Below are 17,088 nucleotides of genomic sequence, written 5' to 3'. Positions count from 1 at the left end.
CAAACAATGCGCCTCACTGGTAAAAGATTTTGACCAGTAAAGAAAAATGAGGCTGCTGATGTCCGGCCTGGCCATGCCGAAACCAGACGACGCCACGCTGCGCCGGCGCGACGAGATCGTCGCCGACATGCGCATCATCGTGCCGGGCGAGGGCGTGGTCGACGCGGCCAATGCCATGCGCGCCTTCGAGAGCGATGGCCTGACCGCCTATCGGCAATTGCCGCTGGTCGTGGTGCTGCCCGAAACGGTGGCGCAGGTTTCCCGGGTGCTGAAATACTGCAACGACCGCAACATCCGCGTCGTGCCGCGCGGCTCCGGCACCTCGCTGTCGGGCGGCGCGCTGCCGCTCGAAGATGCGGTGCTGCTGGTGATGAGCCGCTTCAACCGCATCCTTGCGATCGATTTTCCCAACCGCATCGTCGTCGCCCAGCCGGGCGTCACCAATCTCGGCATCACCACCGCCGTCGAGCAGGAGGGCTTTTACTACGCCCCCGATCCATCCTCCCAGATCGCCTGTTCGATCGGCGGCAATGTCGCGGAAAATTCCGGCGGCGTGCACTGCCTGAAATACGGCCTCACCGCCAACAATGTGCTCGGCATCGAGATGGTGCTGATGAATGGCGAGGTGGTGCGGCTCGGCGGCAGCCATCTCGACGCCGAAGGCTACGACCTGCTCGGTGTCATGACCGGTTCCGAAGGCCTGCTCGGCGTCGTCACCGAGGTCACGGTCCGCATCCTCAAGAAACCGGAAACGGCCCGCGCCCTGCTGATCGGCTTTCCGACCAGCGAGCAGGGCGGCCAATGCGTCGCCGACATCATCGGCGCCGGCATCATTCCGGGCGGCATGGAAATGATGGACCGGCCGGCGATCCATGCGGCGGAGGATTTCGTCCATGCCGGCTATCCCCTCGATGTCGAGGCATTGCTGATCGTCGAACTCGATGGGCCGGGCGTTGAGGTCGATCACCTCATCACCGCGGTCGAAGCGATCGCCATAAGCAATGGCTCGACCACCTGTCGGATCTCGCAGTCCGAGCAGGAGCGGCTGAGTTTCTGGGCTGGCCGCAAGGCGGCCTTCCCGGCGGTCGGCCGCATCTCACCCGATTATTACTGCATGGACGGCACCATCCCGCGCAAGGAACTGCCGCGCGTGCTGGCCGGCATGCGTGAGCTGTCGGAAAAATACGGGCTCGGCGTCGCCAATGTCTTCCACGCCGGCGACGGCAATCTGCATCCGCTGATCCTCTACGACGCCAATGTGCCAGGCGAACTCGACAAGGCCGAAAGTTTTGGCGCCGACATTTTGCGGCTCTGCGTCAAGGTCGGCGGCGTGCTGACAGGCGAGCATGGGGTGGGGGTCGAGAAACGCGACCTGATGCCGGAAATGTTCAACCAGGTCGACCTCGACCAACAGATGCGCGTCAAATGCGCCTTCGACCCCAACCACCTGCTCAATCCGGGAAAAGTGTTCCCGCAATTGCGCCGCTGCGCCGAACTCGGCCGCATGCATGTGCACCGGGGGCAGGTGGCATTTCCGGACATTCCGAGGTTTTGATGGGGGTTCAAATTCGCTCGTTGGCGCTGGATCGCGACTTATCTCTTCTCACCCGCCTTGCGGGGGCGAGGAACCAGGCGCGAACATGACCACCTTCACCCCCGCCACTTCATCCGAAGTCCTCTCCACCGTCCAATGGGCGGCGGCGGAAGAATCACCGCTCGAAATCCTTGGCCATGGCTCCAAGCGCGGCATCGGCCGTCCGCTGCAGACGGAGCACACGCTCGACCTCTCGAAACTCACCGGCGTCACGCTCTACGAACCCGCCGAACTGGTGCTGTCGGCAAAGGCCGGCACACCCTTGGCCGAGATCGAAAGGTTGCTGGCGGAAAACGGCCAGCAGCTTGCCTTCGAGCCGATGGATTGCGGTCCGCTGCTCGGTGGCGAGCCGGGAAAGGGCACCATCGGCGGCGTGCTCGCCGCCAACCTTTCCGGTCCGCGCCGGCTGAAAGCGGGTGCGGCGCGCGACCACATACTGGGTATCAATGTCGTGTCCGGGCGTGGCGAGGCTTTCAAGTCGGGCGGCCGCGTGGTCAAGAACGTCACCGGCTATGATCTGTCGAAGCTGATGGCCAACAGCTGGGGCACGCTGGCCGTTTTCACCGACGTCACCTTCAAGGTGCTGCCATCAGCCGAAACCGAGGTGACGCTCGCCGTCCGTGGCCTGCTCGACGACGCCGCGGCAGGCGCCATGGCGCTGGCGCTCGGCTCCAGCGCTGAAGTCTCGAGCGCCGCCCATTTGCCGGAGCGGATCGCCGCGCATGTCGCCGGCGGCGCGCTTGGCAGCGAAGCCGCCACGTTGCTGCGCGTCGAAGGCTTTGGCCCTTCCGTCGCCTATCGCATCGCTGCGCTGAAGACGCTGCTCGGCAAGGCCGGGCCGCTGGAGGAGATTGCCGGCGAGGCTTCAAGGCTGATCTGGCGTGACGTGCGCGATATCAAGCCTTTCGCCGACGGTACCGAGAAACCGGTCTGGCGCGTGTCGATGACGCCTGCCCAGGGCCACCAGATGGTGCTGACGCTGCGCATGCAAGCTGCCGTCAGCGCCTTCTACGACTGGCAGGGTGGGTTGGTGTGGTTGCGCATGGAGGAGGGCGACCCGGAGGCTGCTCTGCTGCGCGGGCTGTTGCGCAAACATGGCGGCGGCCATGCGACGCTGGTGCGCGCTGCCCCTGCCCATCGCGCCGCGCTGCCTGTGTTCGAGCCGCAGCCGCCGGCGCTAGCCGCGCTCAGCCAGCGGCTGAAGCAGGAATTCGACCCCAAGAACATCCTCAATCCCGGCCGCATGGCCTAGAGCAATTCCAGGAAAAGTGTGAAACGGTTTTCCGTCCGGAATTGCGTCTAAACAGAGCGTCAGCGATGCAGACCAATTTCTCATCCGTCCAGCTTGCCGATCCGCATGTCGCGGAATCGGAAAAGATCCTGCGCAAATGCGTGCATTGCGGTTTCTGCACCGCCACTTGCCCGACCTATGTGACATTGGGCAATGAGTTGGACTCGCCGCGCGGGCGCATCTATCTGATCAAGGACATGCTGGAGAACGGCCGTCCCGCCGACAAGGAGATCGTCACCCATATCGACCGCTGCCTGTCGTGCCTTGCCTGCATGACCACCTGTCCGTCTGGCGTCAACTACATGCATCTGGTCGACCATGCCCGCGCCCATATCCAGGAGACCTATAAGCGGCCGCTGCTCGATCGGCTGACCCGGGCCATGCTGGCGTTCGTGCTGCCCTATCCCCAGCGTTTTCGCGCCGCGCTCAAACTGGCAAAGCTGGGCAGGCCGTTCATCGGCCTGTTCGAAAAGGTCCCTGCGCTGAAGCCGCTGGGCGCGATGCTCAAGCTCGCGCCGGCCTCGATCCCGGCGGTCTCGCCGATGGCCTCGCCTGGCGTCCATGCCGGACAAGGGACGAAAAAGGGCCGCGTCGCCATCCTCAACGGCTGCGCGCAATCGGTGCTTGATCCCGCCATCAACGACACGACGATTTCGCTGCTGACGCGCCTCGGTGTCGAGGTCGTGGTGCCGCCCGGCGAGGGCTGCTGCGGTGCGTTGGTGCATCATATGGGGCGCGAGGAGGCAGCACTTGCCTCGGCAAGGCAGAATGTCGATGCCTGGACGCGCGCCATCGACCAGGGCGGGCTCGACGCCATCATCATCACCGCATCCGGCTGCGGCACGACCATCAAGGACTACGGCTTCATGCTGCGCCTCGATCCGGCCTATGCCGACAAGGCCGCGCGCGTCTCGTCCTTGGCCAGGGACATCACCGAATATCTCGCCGCCATCGAGTTGCCCGAGCCGGCGCGCAAGCCCGGCACCATCGTCGCCTATCACTCCGCCTGCTCCATGCAGCACGGCCAGAAAATCACCCGCCAGCCGAAGGAACTGCTGGCCAGGGCCGGCTTCATCGTGCGCGAGCCGCGCGAGGGCCATCTGTGCTGCGGCTCGGCCGGCACCTACAACATCCTGCAACCGGAGATTTCGGCAAAACTTCGCGATCGCAAGGTGAAAAACATCGAGGCGACCGGCGCGGAAATCGTCGCCACCGGCAATATCGGCTGCATCACGCAGATCGCGTCTGCGGCGAAGCTGCCGGTGGTGCACACGATCAAGCTGCTGGACTGGGCCTATGGTGGCCCGAAGCCGGAAGGCGTTCGTGACGAAAGCCTGGTTGCCGCTGAGTAAGGGCCGCCGCTTACTCCGCCGCGAGCCTGTCCGCCGTGCCGTAGGTGGCTTCATAGAGCGCGCGCTGGCGGCTGAGCGCCACCATGGTGTTGCGCAGCAAGATCGCCACGGTGATCGGGCCGACGCCGCCCGGCACCGGGGTGATCCAGGAGGCGACCTCGCGCACGCTTTCGGTGTCGACGTCGCCGACGATGCGGCTTGTGCCGTCCGGTCCCATCTCGGAATTGATGCCGATGTCGATGACGGCGGCTCCGGGCTTCACCATGTCGGCCTTGATCAGCCGCGGCTTGCCCACCGCCACGAACAGCGCATCGGCGCGGCGCGCGTGGGCCGCGACCGACCGTGTCATGTGATGGCAGACCGTCACGGTCGCGCCTTCGCTCATCAGCAGGAAGGCGATCGGCTTGCCGACGATTTCCGAATGGCCGACGATGACGACCTCCAGCCCCTTGAGGTCGAGCCCGGTTTCCCTGAGCAGTTCGACGGACGCAGCCGCCGTGCAGGGCGCCAGGTCAAGCTGGTTGTAGACGATGTTGCCGATCGAGGCCGGGTGCATGCCCTCGACATCCTTGAGCGGATGCACCGCCGCCTGCAATGTCTTGACTGGAATATGGGCCGGAACCGGCCGCTGGATGATGATGCCGGTAACGCGCGGATCGGCGTTCAGGCCGTGGATGGCCGCTTCCAGTTCACCCGACGTGATGGTGGCGGGAAAACGCCGTTCCTCGAAATCGATGCCGGCAAGCTCGGCCTTGGCGCGCTGGTTGCGCACATAGACATCGACGGCATCGGTATCGCCGACGGTGATCGAGATCAGCTTGGGCGCAAACCCCTCGGCCTTGGCGATGGCCGCATCCTCGCGCACGGCGGCGATGATGCGCTGGGCAACCGGGCCGCCCTTCAGGTAGCGGCTGTCATGGGACGGGGACATGGCTGGGCTCTTTCATCTTGATGGCGCCGACATAGCAAAAGACCATCGAAAATGGCAGCATGAAAGCGAACCGCCATGCCGCAGCGCGACGCAACGACGCGGGCCATGTCGCTGACGCCGGTCGCAGATCAAAAGGAAAGGGCAGCGCGGTTTCCCGTGCTGCCCTTCCTGACCGACCGTATCCCCATACGGCCCGTCCCCCGTTATTCCTTCCGACTTCGGGAAACGACGTGCTCCCCGATCAGGTGATTCGTGACAATTATTATATCACCTCGACGGTGGTTCCGACATTGACCCTCTCGTAAAGGTCAACCACGTCCTCGTTGCGCATGCGGATGCAGCCCGACGACACCGCACCGCCGATCGTCCACGGCTGGTTGGTGCCGTGGATGCGGTATTCGGTCGTGCCGAGATAGAGCGCACGGGCGCCGAGCGGATTTTCCATGCCGCCGGCCAGATAGGTCGGCAGATAGCGGCCCTTGGCGGCTTCGCGCTTGATCATTTCCGCCGGCGGGCGCCAGTCTGGCCACTCGCGCTTGTTGGTGATCTTGTGCGTGCCCGACCATTCGAAGCCCGGCTTGCCGGTGCCGACGCCGTAGCGCCGCGCCTTGCCGTTCTTCTCGACCAGGAAGAGGAAATTCTGCGTGGTGTCGATGACGATCGTGCCCGGCTTCTGCGGGCCGTCATAGGCGACTTCCTGCGGCAGGTAGATCGGGTTGATCTGCGGGCGCATGACCATGCGCTTGGCCGGCGCCTGCACGGTCGCCGTCTGCACCCGGTCGGGTTGCGCGGCGCGCAGGCGCGGCTGCTGCTGCTGCACGACCTGGCGATTCTGCCGCACGATGCCTGGCGCGCGGCCAAGCTGCAGTACCCACGGGGCGGAAAGATCGGGGCTCACCATCACCGGCGGCCTGTCGGCATAGCGGTCGCCGGCGGCCGAGGGTGTGACGGCGGCGAACACAGCCACGGCGCCGAGCACGGAAAACAAAACTCTCTTCATCGGAACGCACCTTGATCGTCTGATACAACCAGGGTTGAAACGCTCCCCGGTCCAGCGATCATTGGCGCGCAAGCAGCAACCGAAAAATGAATCGGAATGCGTAAAATGCGGCTTTGTCAGTAAACCTTTTGGTGTGGTTACCACCGCGTTCAGGAATCTGGTAAAGCCGCAGTAAATGCAGCGCAAAAGCGCGTTAACGGATGGATTTTCGCAATGAGCAATGAAAACAGCGGCCTGCTTGCCGGTCCCGACGGTGTCGCGCGCTGCTTCTGGCACGGCAATCTGCCCGACTATCTGCACTATCACGACCATGAATGGGGCCGGCCGATGGCCGACGACCGCAGGCTGTTCGAAAAGATCTGCCTCGAGGGTTTCCAGTCGGGCCTGTCGTGGCTGACCATCCTGCGCAAACGCGAGAATTTTCGCGAAGCCTTCGCCGGCTTCGATTTCGACAAGGTCGCCGCCTTCACCGACGAGGATGTCGAGCGTCTGCTCGGCAATGCCGGCATCATCCGCCATCGCGGCAAGATCGTCTCGACCATCAACAACGCCAAGCGCGCCCGCGAGATGGCCGACGAATTCGGCTCGCTCGCCGCCTGGTTCTGGAAGTTCGAACCCGGCAAGGACGAGCGGCCGGAGATTGTCGACCTCGCCCATCTGCGCGCCAACCCGACCACGGCGGTCTCGGTGCGGATATCGAAGGAATTGAAGAAGCGCGGCTGGAGCTTTGTCGGCCCGACCACGGTCTACGCCTTCATGCAGGCCATGGGATTGGTGAATGACCATCTCGAAGGTTGTGCCTGCCGCAAGGAGGTCGAGAAGGACCGCAAGGCTTTCAAGCGGCCGAAGTAGCTTCCTTCTCCCGCTCACGGGGAAAAGGTGCCGGCAGGCGGATTAACGGCGGCGCGAAGTTTCAAATGCTCGCGTTGCCCTACCTCTCAAAGCGGCCCTTGTGGCCGCTGCCGTTGATGTCCCACACCAAGCTGCGGCCGGCAATGCTCAGCACCAGTCCGCTGAAGCCGCTGTCGTCGGGTGTGTGGTGGGTAGATGCCGAACTGCGCCCGGCCGGAATGACCTCGACTGTCGATCCCTTCTTCACCCAGCAGCCCTTGCCGTACTGGTCGTTGGCGCCGTAGGCCAGCATGAACTCGAAGCTGCCGTCTTTCCTGAGCAGCAATTCGGAACCGACCTCCATGACGCCACGCAGGTAGTAGTGGCCGGCGAGGCCCGCATCGCCCGGTTTGCAGCCGCCTGCACTGGCCGGATTGACTGCCCCGAGTAACAATGCGCAGCCAAGCGCGTATGCGTAGCCCAGTCGCATGCTCAATCCCCCGATCAGGAAATATGGAACCCGCCGAAGCCGTCAGTTTCAGGTGCCGTTGACGCTGGCCAGGAACAGTCCGGCGACGATCGCCACCACCGTCGCGACCGTCGGATAGATCACCAGCAGGCCGGTGACCAATGCGTCGCGCAGGGAAGACTCGTTGTCGGTGGCGACCGGTACATCGAACGGCCCGGCATCCTGGCCAATCATTTTCGGAGCATGGGGGCGGGCCGGACGCAGGCGCGCGGGCAATTCGCCGGCATCGCCATCGGCATGGAATTTCACTGCGCTGGTCATGTCCCGAACCCTTCATGTCGTGCGCTATATCGGCCGCGATTGTGTCGGCACGATGCCGCGCTCATGACGGGATTGTTTCATTTTCGGTGCGTTTCTGTTTCAGGGAGGTTCGAGTTGGGCTGTTTGCACCGGGCGTGGTGCGAGGTGCCGACCCTTGCCGCTCCCGGCTGCATCGGTTAGGAAACGCGCGCTGCGGAATGGGAAATTTTCCATCCACGCAGCGCCACGAAACACCGGGTGCTCATCTGATGGCCGACAAATCGGAAAAGACGAAAGCGCGGCTGCCGCGCGGGTTTGCCGACCGCAGCGCCGAGGACATCCGCGCCGTCGAGAAGATGATGGCGACGATCCGCTCGGTCTTTGAACTCTATGGTTTCGAACCGGCCGACCAGCCGCTGATCGAATACACCGATGCGCTGGGCAAATTCCTGCCCGACCAGGACCGGCCGAATGAAGGCGTCTTCTCGTTCCAGGACGACGACGAGCAATGGCTGTCGCTGCGTTACGACCTGACCGCGCCGACGGCGCGCTTCGTCGCCGAGAATTACGAGCGCCTGCCAAAACCCTATCGTAGCTACCGCTCCGGCTGGGTGTTCCGCAACGAGAAGCCCGGCCCCGGCCGCTTCCGTCAGTTCATGCAGTTCGACGCCGACACGATCGGCACGCCGGGCGTCGCCGCAGATGCGGAGATGGCGATGATGATGGCCGACGTCATGGAAGCGCTCGGCATCAAGCGTGGCGACTATGTCATCCGCGTCAACAATCGCAAGGTGCTCGACGGCGTGCTGGAGGCGATCGGCCTTGGCGGCGACGAAAATGCCGGCCGCCGGCTGACCGTGCTGCGCGCCATCGACAAGCTGGACAAGCTCGGGCCGGAAGGCGTGAAGCTTCTGCTTGGCCCGGGGCGCTGGGATGGCGGCAAGGAAGGCGAGGGCGATTTCGCCAAGGGCGCCGGGCTGAGCAATGGGCAGGCTGAGGCGGTTCTTCAGGCAACGGCGAGAAACGCACAGGCCGGCCAGGATGCCATGGTCAGTTCGAACGCCACCTATCAGGAAGGCGTCAGCGAACTCGCGACAATCGAAGCCCTGGTCCGGGCCGCCGGATATGCCGAAAACCGCATCATTATGGACCGCTCCGTGGTGCGCGGTCTCGAATACTACACCGGCCCGGTCCTAGAGGCCGAGTTGCTGGCCGAAATCCCCAATGAGGACGGCCAGATCGTGCGGTTCGGTTCGGTCGGCGGCGGCGGCCGTTATGACGGCCTGGTCTCGCGCTTCCGGGGCGAACCGGTGCCGGCGACGGGTTTCTCTATCGGCGTTTCCAGGTTGATGACCGCGCTGAAGAATCTCGGCAAGCTCGACAGCGCCGACGTGATCGCGCCGGTCGTCGTGCTGGTCATGGACAAGGATACGGAAAGCCTCGGCCGCTACCAGAAGATGGTCGGCGATCTGCGCGCCGCCGGCATCCGTTCCGAAATGTATCTCGGCGGCGCCGGCATGAAGGCGCAGCTCAAATATGCCGACCGGCGCGGCTGTCCCGTCGCAATCATCCAGGGCGGCGACGAGCGCGCCAAGGGCGAGCTGCAGATCAAGGATTTGATCGAGGGCGCGCGCATGTCGGCCGAAATCACCGACAACGCCGAATGGCGCGCGGCACGCCCGGCGCAGGTGACGGTGGCGGAGAGCGAGCTGGTCGCCGAAGTGAAGAAGATTCTCGCGGCGCAGGCCGAGGAGAGGGCACGTGGCAAGTAGAGGCAGCGTTCCGTCGCGCCCCCCTCTGTCCTGCCGGACATCTCCCCCACTAGGGGGGAGATTGGCAGCTTCATCCGCCTCGCTTTTCTTGCAATGTAGGCGATTGGCGAAAGCCGTCGAGGCATCTGATCTCCTCCCTTGTGGGGGAGATGTCCGGCAGGACAGAGGGGGGCGCCGTAGAGCGCCGGCTTCCGCTTGGAGACGCTCTGGTTTGAGACCAGAGGGTCGTGGATCACTGAGGTCGGCAAATTGACCACCCGCTACCCCGCCATCTCAGCCGCCATCACCAGCCTCTTCGCCACCCGCGACACGCATGCGGTCGAGGTCGCCATCCTGCAGCCGGCTGACCCGTTCCTCGACATGGCCGGCGAGGATCTGCGCCGCCGCATTTTTCTCACCGAGAGCGAGACGGGGCAGACATTGTGCCTGCGGCCGGAATTCACCATTCCCGTCTGCCTCGACCATATTGCCAGCCAGGCCGGCACGCCGCGCCGCTATTGCTATCTGGGCGAGGTATTTCGCCAGCGCCGCGAAGGCGGCAATGAATTCTTCCAGGCCGGCATCGAGGATCTCGGCGACCGCGATACCGCGCAAGCCGATGCCCGCTCCGTGGTCGATGCGCACGCGCTGCTGTCGCTGGTGCTGCCCGGCCAGTCCCTGGCGATCACGCTCGGCGACCAGACCATTTTCGAAGCCGTGCTCGCCGCGCTTGGCCTGCCGCGCGGTTGGCGCATGCGCCTGGCCCGCGCCTTCGGCTCGGCGCCGATGCTCGAGGCGGCACTCGCCGACCTTGCCAACCCGCCGCGCAACGGCCAGCTTTCCGGCGAAGTCGCCACCCTTGTGCTTGACGGTGATGTCGAGGGCCTTTCCACCCATATCGCCAGTGGCATGGAAGAAGCCGGCCTGTCGGCATCCGCTGGCCGCTCGCCATCCGACATTGCGCGGCGGTTGATAGAGAAAGCCGAATTGCGCAGCGTGCGGCTGTCGAACGAGGCTTTTGCGGCATTGAAGAATTTCCTCGCCATCGACGTGCCGCTCGATGGCGCGGCGCGGGCGCTGGAGACCTTCGCCGCCGGCGCCGGCTTATCGCTGGGCGCGGCGCTGGAGAAATTTACGGCCCGCGCCGGCGCGATCGAGGCACATGGCTTGCCGGCGGGACAAATCCGTTATGATGCCGCCTTCGGTCGGCCGCTCGACTACTACACCGGCGTGGTCTTCGAGATCGCGGCGCAGGGTGGCGAGCGTCCCTTGGCCGGTGGCGGCCGCTACGACCGGCTGTTGACGCTGCTTGGCGCCAAGACCGCCATTCCCGGCGTCGGCTTTTCCGTCTGGCTCGACCGCATCGAGGCGTTGCGGGAGACGGCACCATGATCACGCTGGCGATCCCGTCGAAGGGCCGGTTGAAGGAGCAGGCCCTGGAGGTGCTGGCCAAGGCCGGCCTCGCCATCAGCCTGCCCAGTGATGAGCGCAAATATCATGCTCGCGTCGAGGGCCTGGACAATGTCGAGGTCGTCTTCCTGTCGGCTTCCGAAATAGCGGGCGAGATCGGCCAGGGCGCTGTCGATCTCGGCATCACCGGCGAGGACCTGGTGCGCGAGAATCTCGCCGATTGGGAGGTCCGCGCCGAGATTGTCGCCCGTCTCGGCTTCGGTCATGCCGATGTCGTGGTGGCGGTGCCCGAGATCTGGCTCGATGTCGACACCATGGCCGACCTCGACGACGTTGCCGCAGATTTCCGCCAGCGCCATGGCAGGCGGCTGAGGATCGCCACCAAATACTGGCGGCTGACGCAGCAGTTCTTCTCGCAGAAGCACGGCATCCAGGTCTATCGCATCGTCGAAAGCCTAGGTGCCACCGAAGGCGCGCCGGCCGCCGGGCTTGCCGACGTCATCGTCGACATCACGTCGTCGGGTTCGACGCTGCGCGCCAACCACCTCAAGGTGCTGGGCGACGGCGTGGTGTTGAAATCGCAGGCCTGTCTGGTGGTATCGAAGAAGGCGCGTATCCCGGGCGATGAAGCCGTCGTGCGCGACATCGCTGCAAAAATGGCGGCGGCGACCGGATAGCGGTGCCGCCCTCCAGCGGAGCGGCCTGCGCTACCATCAGCGGGATTTCCACCGCCCCGGCAGGCTGATAGGCTCGGGCGTCCTCGGAGGAGACAGCGATGCCGGTCAATCTCGACGAGCTGAAGAACGCCAGCAACCTTCGCGGACGCGGCGCGCGCACCGGCAGCGTCTTTATCGCGCCTGTCGATGGCCGGGCGCATGTCTCGGGCGAGCGCAAGGTGCCACTGCTCGACAAGACGATTCCGGCACTGTTTTCCGAAACGGCCAGCAAATACGCCACGCAAGATGCCGCTGTCTTCGTTGGCCAGGACAAGCGCTTCACCTGGAGCGAATTGTCGGACACGGTGGATGCGCTCGCCGCCGGCTTCCTGGCGCTCGGCCTCGAAAAGGGCGATCGCGTCGGCATCTGGTCGCCCAACCGCTGGGAGTGGCTGGTGACGCAATTCGCCACCGCCCGCATCGGCCTGATCCTAGTCAACATCAACCCGGCCTATAGGCTGACCGAGCTTGACTATGCGCTGAACAAGGTCGGCTGCAAGGCGCTGGTCACCGCCGCCAGCTTCAAGACTTCGGACTATCTCGGGATGATCGAGACGCTGGCGCCGGAGATCGCCAATGCCACGCCGGGCAAGTTGAAGGCGCAAAAATTGCCTGATCTGAAGATCGTCATCCGCATGGGTGAGGACAGTTCGCCGGGCATGTTCAATTTCGGCGATGTGCTGGCCATGGCCGGCCGCGACGAGCATGACAGTCTCGACCGGATTTCCGAGGGGCTGAAGCCGAACGATGCCATCAACATCCAGTTCACTTCCGGCACGACGGGCGCGCCGAAAGGCGCGACGCTGACGCACCACAACATCGTCAACAACGGCAATTTCGTCACCTCGGCAATCAAGCTCACCGTCGACGACCGGCTGTGCATTCCGGTGCCGCTCTACCACTGCTTCGGCATGTCGATGGGCACGATGGGCTGCGTGTCGAAGGGCGCGACGATGGTTTTCCCGGGCGAAGGTTTCGATCCCGGCGCAACGCTGAAGGCGGTGGCGCAGGAGCGCTGCACCGGCCTCTACGGCGTGCCGACCATGTTCGTCGGCATGCTCGACCATGCCGATTTCGCGACCTTCGATCTCTCCAGCCTGCGCACCGGCATCATGGCCGGCTCGCCATGCCCGATCGAGGTGATGAAGAAGGTGGTGTCGCTGATGCATATGTCGGAGGTGACTATCGCCTACGGCATGACCGAAACCAGCCCGGTCTCCTTCCAGAGCGGCGTCGACGATCCGCTGGAAAAGCGCGTCTCGACGGTTGGGCGCATCCATCCGCATGTCGAGGTCAAGGCGGTCGATGCCGATGGCGCCACCGTCGCCGTCGGCGCGCCTGGCGAACTCTGCACGCGCGGCTATTCGGTGATGAAGGGTTACTGGGACGATTTGGAAAAGACCCGCGAGGCGATCGACAGCGACGGCTGGATGCACACAGGCGACCTCGCCACCATCGATGCCGAGGGCTATTGCAACATCGTCGGCCGGGTCAAGGACATGGTCATCCGCGGCGGCGAGAACGTCTATCCCAGGGAGGTCGAGGAATTTCTTTATCGCCATCCCAAGGTGAGGGAAGTGCAGGTGTTCGGCATTCCCGACCAGAAGTATGGCGAGGAGCTTTGCGCCTGGATCGTGCTGAAACCCGGCCAGATCGCGACCGAGCAGGAGATCAGGAACTTCTGCGCCGGCCAGATCGCCCACTACAAGATCCCGCGCTACATCCGCTTCCGCACCGAATTGCCGATGACGGTTACCGGCAAGCCGCAGAAGTTTTTGATGCGTCAGGCGATGGTGGAGGAACTGGGGCTGGTGGCGCAGAAGACGGCTTGAAGGGGTGAACGCTTCGATCTGTCGGTGCGCGAATGCAGCCAGGTTCGCAGAGACGCACAGGGGCTTGGATGAGCGGTTTGGGACGATCGGCGATTTCCTACGCGATGCCCCTCGCCGCGCTGGCGATGGCTGCCGCGGTCAGAGCCAGCGGGCTGTCGGTGGACCAGGGTTCGCTGAATGCAAGGATCCTTGTCGGTGCGCTGTCGTGCGCGATCATGTTTGTCACTATTTTCGTGGTGCTCGACCACGCCGAGGCGGTAGCTCGGCGGGTAGGGGAGCCGTACGGCACGCTGGTGCTGACGTTTGCCGTCACGGCAATCGAAGTGTCGATCATTGTTTCCATGATGCTGCATGGAGAAAACAACCCGACGCTGGCACGGGAGTCCGTTTTCTCGACGGTGATGATCACATCCACAGGCGTTGTCGGCACGTGTCTCGCGCTTGGCGGCTGGCGTCATCGCAAGCAGGTCATCGTGCGGCAAGGGACCAGTGCCTATCTGGCGGTTCTGATCGCGCTGACCGTCATGACGCTTATTCTGCCGACCTACACCCAGACCACGGATCCCGGCACGTTTTCCGCAGCCCAACTTAGCTTCGTCAGCGTCCTTTCACTGCTGCTCTACGCAAGCTTCGTATTCGCGCAGACCGTCCGGCACCGGGAAGACTTTATCCAGGGACAACCACACGACGTTTCGGTGCACGCTGCCCCTCACGAGAACGTCTCTGCCAGCGCTCTGCTGCTGTTGGCCGGGCTGATCGGAATTGTCATGCTCGCCGAGCAGGTCGCGGCAAGCGTCGAAGATTCGCTCGTTGCCTACCAGGTAACCCAAGCTGACAGCATCGTGGGGGCAATGATCGCGGGGCTGGTTTTGATGCCGGAGGCCATTTCGGCCGTGCGCGCTTCACTCAACAACGAGTTGCAGCGCGGCTTGAATGTCGCGATGGGTTCGGCTTGCGCCACGATCGGCCTGACCATACCGGGAGTCGCGGCCGCCAGCCTGCTAACGGGGAGAGGACTGACCCTGGGATTGCCGGCCGCTGATACGGTTCTTTTGGTGTTGGCACTTTTCATATGCAATGTGAGCTTCAGCACCGAAAGAACAACATTCCTGACTGGAATCGTTCATCTTGTAGTATTTTTTACGTATATATTTCTGATATTTATACCGTGAACGCTTTAGTGCAAGCGAATCGCCAAGGGAGGCATACTTCGCTAACTCAGACTGCCGATTTGAGGTGGTCGATGAAGGCGCGCAGCTTCGGCAGGATCTGCCGCTTGCCGGGATGATAGAGGAAGACGCCCGGCGTCGTCGCGGAGATGCCTTCCAGCACCGGCCTGAGTTTTCCCGCGGCGATCGGACCTTCGGCGACCGGTCGAGGGATTTGCGCCAGCCCTACGCCCTGCATCGCGGCCCCCAGCAATGTCGGATAGTCATGCGCGATCAGCGGGCCTGAGACCGCCGCCTCGATCGTTCCGTTGCCGTCGACGAAGGACCAGGGCGCGATGGCGCCGTTCGAGCGGCGCAAGCGCAGGCATGCGTGGTGGCGCAAATCCTCCACGCGCTCGGGGCGCCCGTGCCGCTCGAAATAGTCCGCGCTGCCGACGACCACGAACGAGAACGCCGGAGTGAGCCGCACGGCGATCATGTCCGGTGCGATGAACTGGCCAAGGCGAATGCCGGCATCGAACCCGCCGGTCGCCAGATCGACCATCTCGTCGCTCGCGGCGATCTCCAGTTCGATCTCGGGATAGGCCCGGCAGAACGAGGCGATCATCGGCTCCAGGATCAACGGCACGACGGCGCGCGGGACCGACAGGCGCAGCAGGCCGGTCGGCCGTTGACCGACATCACGCGCGGCCTCGCCGGCGGCGACGATTTCCTCGAAGGCAGGGCCGGCACGATCGAGGAACCGCTGACCGGCCTCGGTCAGACCGACGCTGCGCGTCGTGCGGACGAACAGCGCCGCACCGAGCCGCCCTTCCAACGCACGCACCGCCTGGCTCACGGCCGACGGCGTCACGCCGAGATCGGCGGCGGCGCGGCGGAAGTTGCGGCGCCTGGCGACAGCCAGGAACACCTCGACCCCCTCCAGCGCTCCGTGCCGGACTGTGTAGTTCTGCTTCATGGCTTGTTACAATTATACCGGATAGTCGAACGATGGAAGCGGGCCTAACTAGGGAGACGAACCAAGGAGACGAACCAAGGAGACATCTTGCCATGACCGACGAACTTGATGGTGTGCGCGACCACTATCGCGCCACCGGCCTGACCGAGCGGTTGAGGACGGTACTGGCCGCCCTTGGCCCTGAGGATCAGCTTCTCACGCCCCAGCAATTAGGCACCCTCGACCAATTTCACACCCGTGGGCTAGCGGCGACCGCCGAGCTTGCCCAATTGGCTGACATCACCGCGGGCATGTCGGTTCTGGACGTCGGCTCGGGCATCGGCGGGCCAGCGCGCTTTCTGGCTGCGACCTATGGCTGCCGGGTTGCCGGCGTCGACCTCAGCGAGCCTTTCGTGGATGCCGCGCGCTATCTGACCGAGCGCACGGGACAGAGCGGGCAATTGTCATTCCAGACCGCCAGCGCCTTGGAGCTTCCATTCGATGATGGCCGTTTCGACGTCGTACTGCTGCAGCATGTGGCGATGAACATCTCCGACCGGGCGCGGCTCTATGGGGAGATTCGGCGCGTGCTGAAGTCAGGCGGCAGGTTCGCAACCTTCGACGTCGTCTCGGGCAGCGGCCAGCCGCACTACCCGCTTCCCTGGGCGCGAACACCGGCGACGAGCTTTCTCCTGACAATCGACGAGACGCGCAAAGCGATCGAACAGGCAGGCTTCCGCGCTCTGGCATGGCACGACGACACAGGGGTCGCCAAGGCCTGGTTCGCGCAGTTGCGTGCGTCAGGTCCGCCGCCGTCGCCGAATCTCGGCGTGGTGATGGGACCGGACTTTGCCGAGCTTGCAGCCAATTTGGGGCGAAATCTCATCGAAGGCCGGCTCGGCATTCTGACCGCGGTATTCGAGGCCGCGTCGACCAACAGCTGACAGGAGACCGCAATGTCGACGGAAATCCTTTTCCAGACTCATCTCGTTCTGGGCTATGTCGCATGGCTGCTTTGCTTGCGCGCGTACATCTGGCCCTGGCTCGGATCGATGGACCGCGGCGCGGCGCAGCGCGCCATCGCTACGCTGCACAGCTTCCGCTTCTTCGGCCTCGTCTTCATCCTTCCAGGCGTCGTCAGCCCAGACCTGCCAGCCAGCTTTGCCACCTTTGCCGCCTATGGCGACTTCGCGACAGGCGTGCTGGCCATGCTGGCGCTGCTCGCGGCGCGGATACGCCAGCTCTTCTGGCCGTTCGTCGTCGCCTTCAACATCATTGGGACAGTCGACCTGGTCGTCGACTATTACCTTGCCATCCAGGCCGACCTTCCCGCCCATGCAGGGTTGTTTGGCGCCGCCTACGTGATCCCCGTCATCTACGTGCCGTTGCTGATGATCACGCACATCGCCGCGTTCTATTTTCTGCTGCGTCCACATCAGAACCCGAGCCGCTTCCCTGCGGAGGAAGCGACTGCTTCCTAAATCATCTGAAGGTCAAGGGGCGCA

General features: G+C 64.0%; 16 protein-coding genes. 11 read left to right on the top strand and 5 right to left on the bottom strand.

All coding sequences use genetic code 11. From position 1 onward, the window contains the following. Window positions 1-58 precede the first annotated feature (58 nt). The 3 genes from A3AU_RS0130025 (at window position 59) to glcF (ending at window position 4,237) form a co-directional block, all read left to right on the top strand. Entirely contained in the window at window positions 59-1,555 is a 1,497-nt protein-coding gene (locus A3AU_RS0130025; protein ID WP_027056187.1) for an FAD-linked oxidase C-terminal domain-containing protein, read from the top strand. An 85-nt stretch (window positions 1,556-1,640) separates the two neighbouring features. After that, the gene (gene glcE, locus A3AU_RS0130020; protein WP_027056186.1) at window positions 1,641-2,846 is read left to right on the top strand and encodes a glycolate oxidase subunit GlcE; all 1,206 of its coding nucleotides are present in this window, start codon (window positions 1,641-1,643) and stop codon (window positions 2,844-2,846) included. 65 nt (window positions 2,847-2,911) lie between these two features. Beyond that, window positions 2,912-4,237, top strand: a complete 1,326-nt coding sequence (gene glcF / locus A3AU_RS0130015; RefSeq protein WP_027056185.1) for a glycolate oxidase subunit GlcF — start codon at window positions 2,912-2,914, stop codon at window positions 4,235-4,237. Between the two features lie 10 nt (window positions 4,238-4,247). Here the strand turns inward: glcF and A3AU_RS0130010 are convergent, their stop codons facing one another. Together A3AU_RS0130010 and A3AU_RS0130005 are read right to left on the bottom strand one after the other, a co-directional pair. Beyond that, window positions 4,248-5,168: a bifunctional 5,10-methylenetetrahydrofolate dehydrogenase/5,10-methenyltetrahydrofolate cyclohydrolase gene (locus tag A3AU_RS0130010; RefSeq protein ID WP_027056184.1), complete on the bottom strand. Its 921-nt coding sequence runs from the start codon at window positions 5,166-5,168 to the stop codon at window positions 4,248-4,250. Between the two features lie 262 nt (window positions 5,169-5,430). Further along, a complete protein-coding gene (locus tag A3AU_RS0130005; RefSeq protein WP_027056183.1) occupies window positions 5,431-6,168 on the bottom strand; it encodes a L,D-transpeptidase in 738 nt (245 codons plus the stop codon). A gap of 213 nt (window positions 6,169-6,381) precedes the next feature. Between A3AU_RS0130005 and A3AU_RS0130000 the strand changes: the two genes are divergently transcribed. Then, window positions 6,382-7,020 (top strand): DNA-3-methyladenine glycosylase I, encoded by a 639-nt coding sequence (locus A3AU_RS0130000; protein WP_027056182.1) that lies wholly within the window; start codon window positions 6,382-6,384, stop codon window positions 7,018-7,020. A 79-nt stretch (window positions 7,021-7,099) separates the two neighbouring features. Here the strand turns inward: A3AU_RS0130000 and A3AU_RS0129995 are convergent, their stop codons facing one another. Both A3AU_RS0129995 and A3AU_RS0129990 read right to left on the bottom strand, forming a co-directional pair. Beyond that, window positions 7,100-7,489 carry a hypothetical protein gene (locus A3AU_RS0129995; protein ID WP_027056181.1) on the bottom strand — a complete coding sequence of 130 codons (390 nt, stop codon included), beginning with the start codon at window positions 7,487-7,489 and terminating at the stop codon, window positions 7,100-7,102. A gap of 48 nt (window positions 7,490-7,537) precedes the next feature. Next, the gene (locus A3AU_RS0129990; RefSeq protein WP_027056180.1) at window positions 7,538-7,789 is read right to left on the bottom strand and encodes a hypothetical protein; all 252 of its coding nucleotides are present in this window, start codon (window positions 7,787-7,789) and stop codon (window positions 7,538-7,540) included. A gap of 248 nt (window positions 7,790-8,037) precedes the next feature. Here A3AU_RS0129990 and hisS point away from each other — a divergent pair, with 248 nt between their 5' ends. The 5 genes from hisS (at window position 8,038) to A3AU_RS0129965 (ending at window position 14,649) form a co-directional block, all read left to right on the top strand. Next, window positions 8,038-9,540 (top strand): histidine--tRNA ligase, encoded by a 1,503-nt coding sequence (hisS, locus tag A3AU_RS0129985; RefSeq protein WP_027056179.1) that lies wholly within the window; start codon window positions 8,038-8,040, stop codon window positions 9,538-9,540. 249 nt (window positions 9,541-9,789) lie between these two features. Further along, on the top strand, window positions 9,790-10,911 hold the full coding sequence (locus A3AU_RS0129980) for an ATP phosphoribosyltransferase regulatory subunit (protein ID WP_027056178.1): 1,122 nt from the start codon (window positions 9,790-9,792) through the stop codon (window positions 10,909-10,911). After that, on the top strand, window positions 10,908-11,606 hold the full coding sequence (gene hisG / locus A3AU_RS0129975) for an ATP phosphoribosyltransferase (RefSeq protein WP_027056177.1): 699 nt from the start codon (window positions 10,908-10,910) through the stop codon (window positions 11,604-11,606). Before A3AU_RS0129980 ends, hisG begins: the two co-directional genes overlap by 4 nt. Before the next feature lie 98 nt (window positions 11,607-11,704). After that, window positions 11,705-13,477 (top strand): AMP-binding protein, encoded by a 1,773-nt coding sequence (locus A3AU_RS0129970; RefSeq protein WP_027056176.1) that lies wholly within the window; start codon window positions 11,705-11,707, stop codon window positions 13,475-13,477. A 68-nt stretch (window positions 13,478-13,545) separates the two neighbouring features. Next, window positions 13,546-14,649 carry a calcium:cation antiporter gene (locus A3AU_RS0129965; protein WP_027056175.1) on the top strand — a complete coding sequence of 368 codons (1,104 nt, stop codon included), beginning with the start codon at window positions 13,546-13,548 and terminating at the stop codon, window positions 14,647-14,649. A 46-nt stretch (window positions 14,650-14,695) separates the two neighbouring features. Here A3AU_RS0129965 and A3AU_RS0129960 read toward each other — a convergent pair whose 3' ends face one another. Beyond that, window positions 14,696-15,604: a LysR substrate-binding domain-containing protein gene (locus A3AU_RS0129960; RefSeq protein ID WP_027056174.1), complete on the bottom strand. Its 909-nt coding sequence runs from the start codon at window positions 15,602-15,604 to the stop codon at window positions 14,696-14,698. 92 nt (window positions 15,605-15,696) lie between these two features. Between A3AU_RS0129960 and A3AU_RS0129955 the strand changes: the two genes are divergently transcribed. Beyond that, complete coding sequence (locus tag A3AU_RS0129955; protein ID WP_027056173.1) at window positions 15,697-16,527, top strand: class I SAM-dependent methyltransferase; 831 nt, start codon at window positions 15,697-15,699, stop codon at window positions 16,525-16,527. Between the two features lie 12 nt (window positions 16,528-16,539). Continuing rightward, window positions 16,540-17,064 carry a hypothetical protein gene (locus A3AU_RS0129950; RefSeq protein ID WP_027056172.1) on the top strand — a complete coding sequence of 175 codons (525 nt, stop codon included), beginning with the start codon at window positions 16,540-16,542 and terminating at the stop codon, window positions 17,062-17,064. The last annotated feature ends 24 nt before the right edge of the window (window positions 17,065-17,088 follow it).

It is taken from the genome of Mesorhizobium erdmanii USDA 3471 (genome assembly GCF_000472705.1).
GTDB classification, from domain to species: Bacteria; Pseudomonadota; Alphaproteobacteria; order Rhizobiales; family Rhizobiaceae; genus Mesorhizobium; species Mesorhizobium erdmanii.
This window is presented reverse-complemented; position numbering and strand designations above follow the sequence as displayed.

Bases quoted from the DNA above. Each gene is read 5' to 3' on its own strand.
- A3AU_RS0130025 (WP_027056187.1), top strand. From the start codon at position 59: ATGTCCGGCCTGGCCATGCCGAAACCAGACGACGCCACGCTGCGCCGG.
- glcE (WP_027056186.1), top strand. From the start codon at position 1,641: ATGACCACCTTCACCCCCGCCACTTCATCCGAAGTCCTCTCCACCGTC.
- glcF (WP_027056185.1), top strand. From the start codon at position 2,912: ATGCAGACCAATTTCTCATCCGTCCAGCTTGCCGATCCGCATGTCGCG.
- A3AU_RS0130010 (WP_027056184.1), bottom strand. From the start codon at position 5,168: ATGTCCCCGTCCCATGACAGCCGCTACCTGAAGGGCGGCCCGGTTGCC.
- A3AU_RS0130005 (WP_027056183.1), bottom strand. From the start codon at position 6,168: ATGAAGAGAGTTTTGTTTTCCGTGCTCGGCGCCGTGGCTGTGTTCGCC.
- A3AU_RS0130000 (WP_027056182.1), top strand. From the start codon at position 6,382: ATGAGCAATGAAAACAGCGGCCTGCTTGCCGGTCCCGACGGTGTCGCG.
- A3AU_RS0129995 (WP_027056181.1), bottom strand. From the start codon at position 7,489: ATGCGACTGGGCTACGCATACGCGCTTGGCTGCGCATTGTTACTCGGG.
- A3AU_RS0129990 (WP_027056180.1), bottom strand. From the start codon at position 7,789: ATGACCAGCGCAGTGAAATTCCATGCCGATGGCGATGCCGGCGAATTG.
- hisS (WP_027056179.1), top strand. From the start codon at position 8,038: ATGGCCGACAAATCGGAAAAGACGAAAGCGCGGCTGCCGCGCGGGTTT.
- hisG (WP_027056177.1), top strand. From the start codon at position 10,908: ATGATCACGCTGGCGATCCCGTCGAAGGGCCGGTTGAAGGAGCAGGCC.
- A3AU_RS0129970 (WP_027056176.1), top strand. From the start codon at position 11,705: ATGCCGGTCAATCTCGACGAGCTGAAGAACGCCAGCAACCTTCGCGGA.
- A3AU_RS0129965 (WP_027056175.1), top strand. From the start codon at position 13,546: ATGAGCGGTTTGGGACGATCGGCGATTTCCTACGCGATGCCCCTCGCC.
- A3AU_RS0129960 (WP_027056174.1), bottom strand. From the start codon at position 15,604: ATGAAGCAGAACTACACAGTCCGGCACGGAGCGCTGGAGGGGGTCGAG.
- A3AU_RS0129955 (WP_027056173.1), top strand. From the start codon at position 15,697: ATGACCGACGAACTTGATGGTGTGCGCGACCACTATCGCGCCACCGGC.
- A3AU_RS0129950 (WP_027056172.1), top strand. From the start codon at position 16,540: ATGTCGACGGAAATCCTTTTCCAGACTCATCTCGTTCTGGGCTATGTC.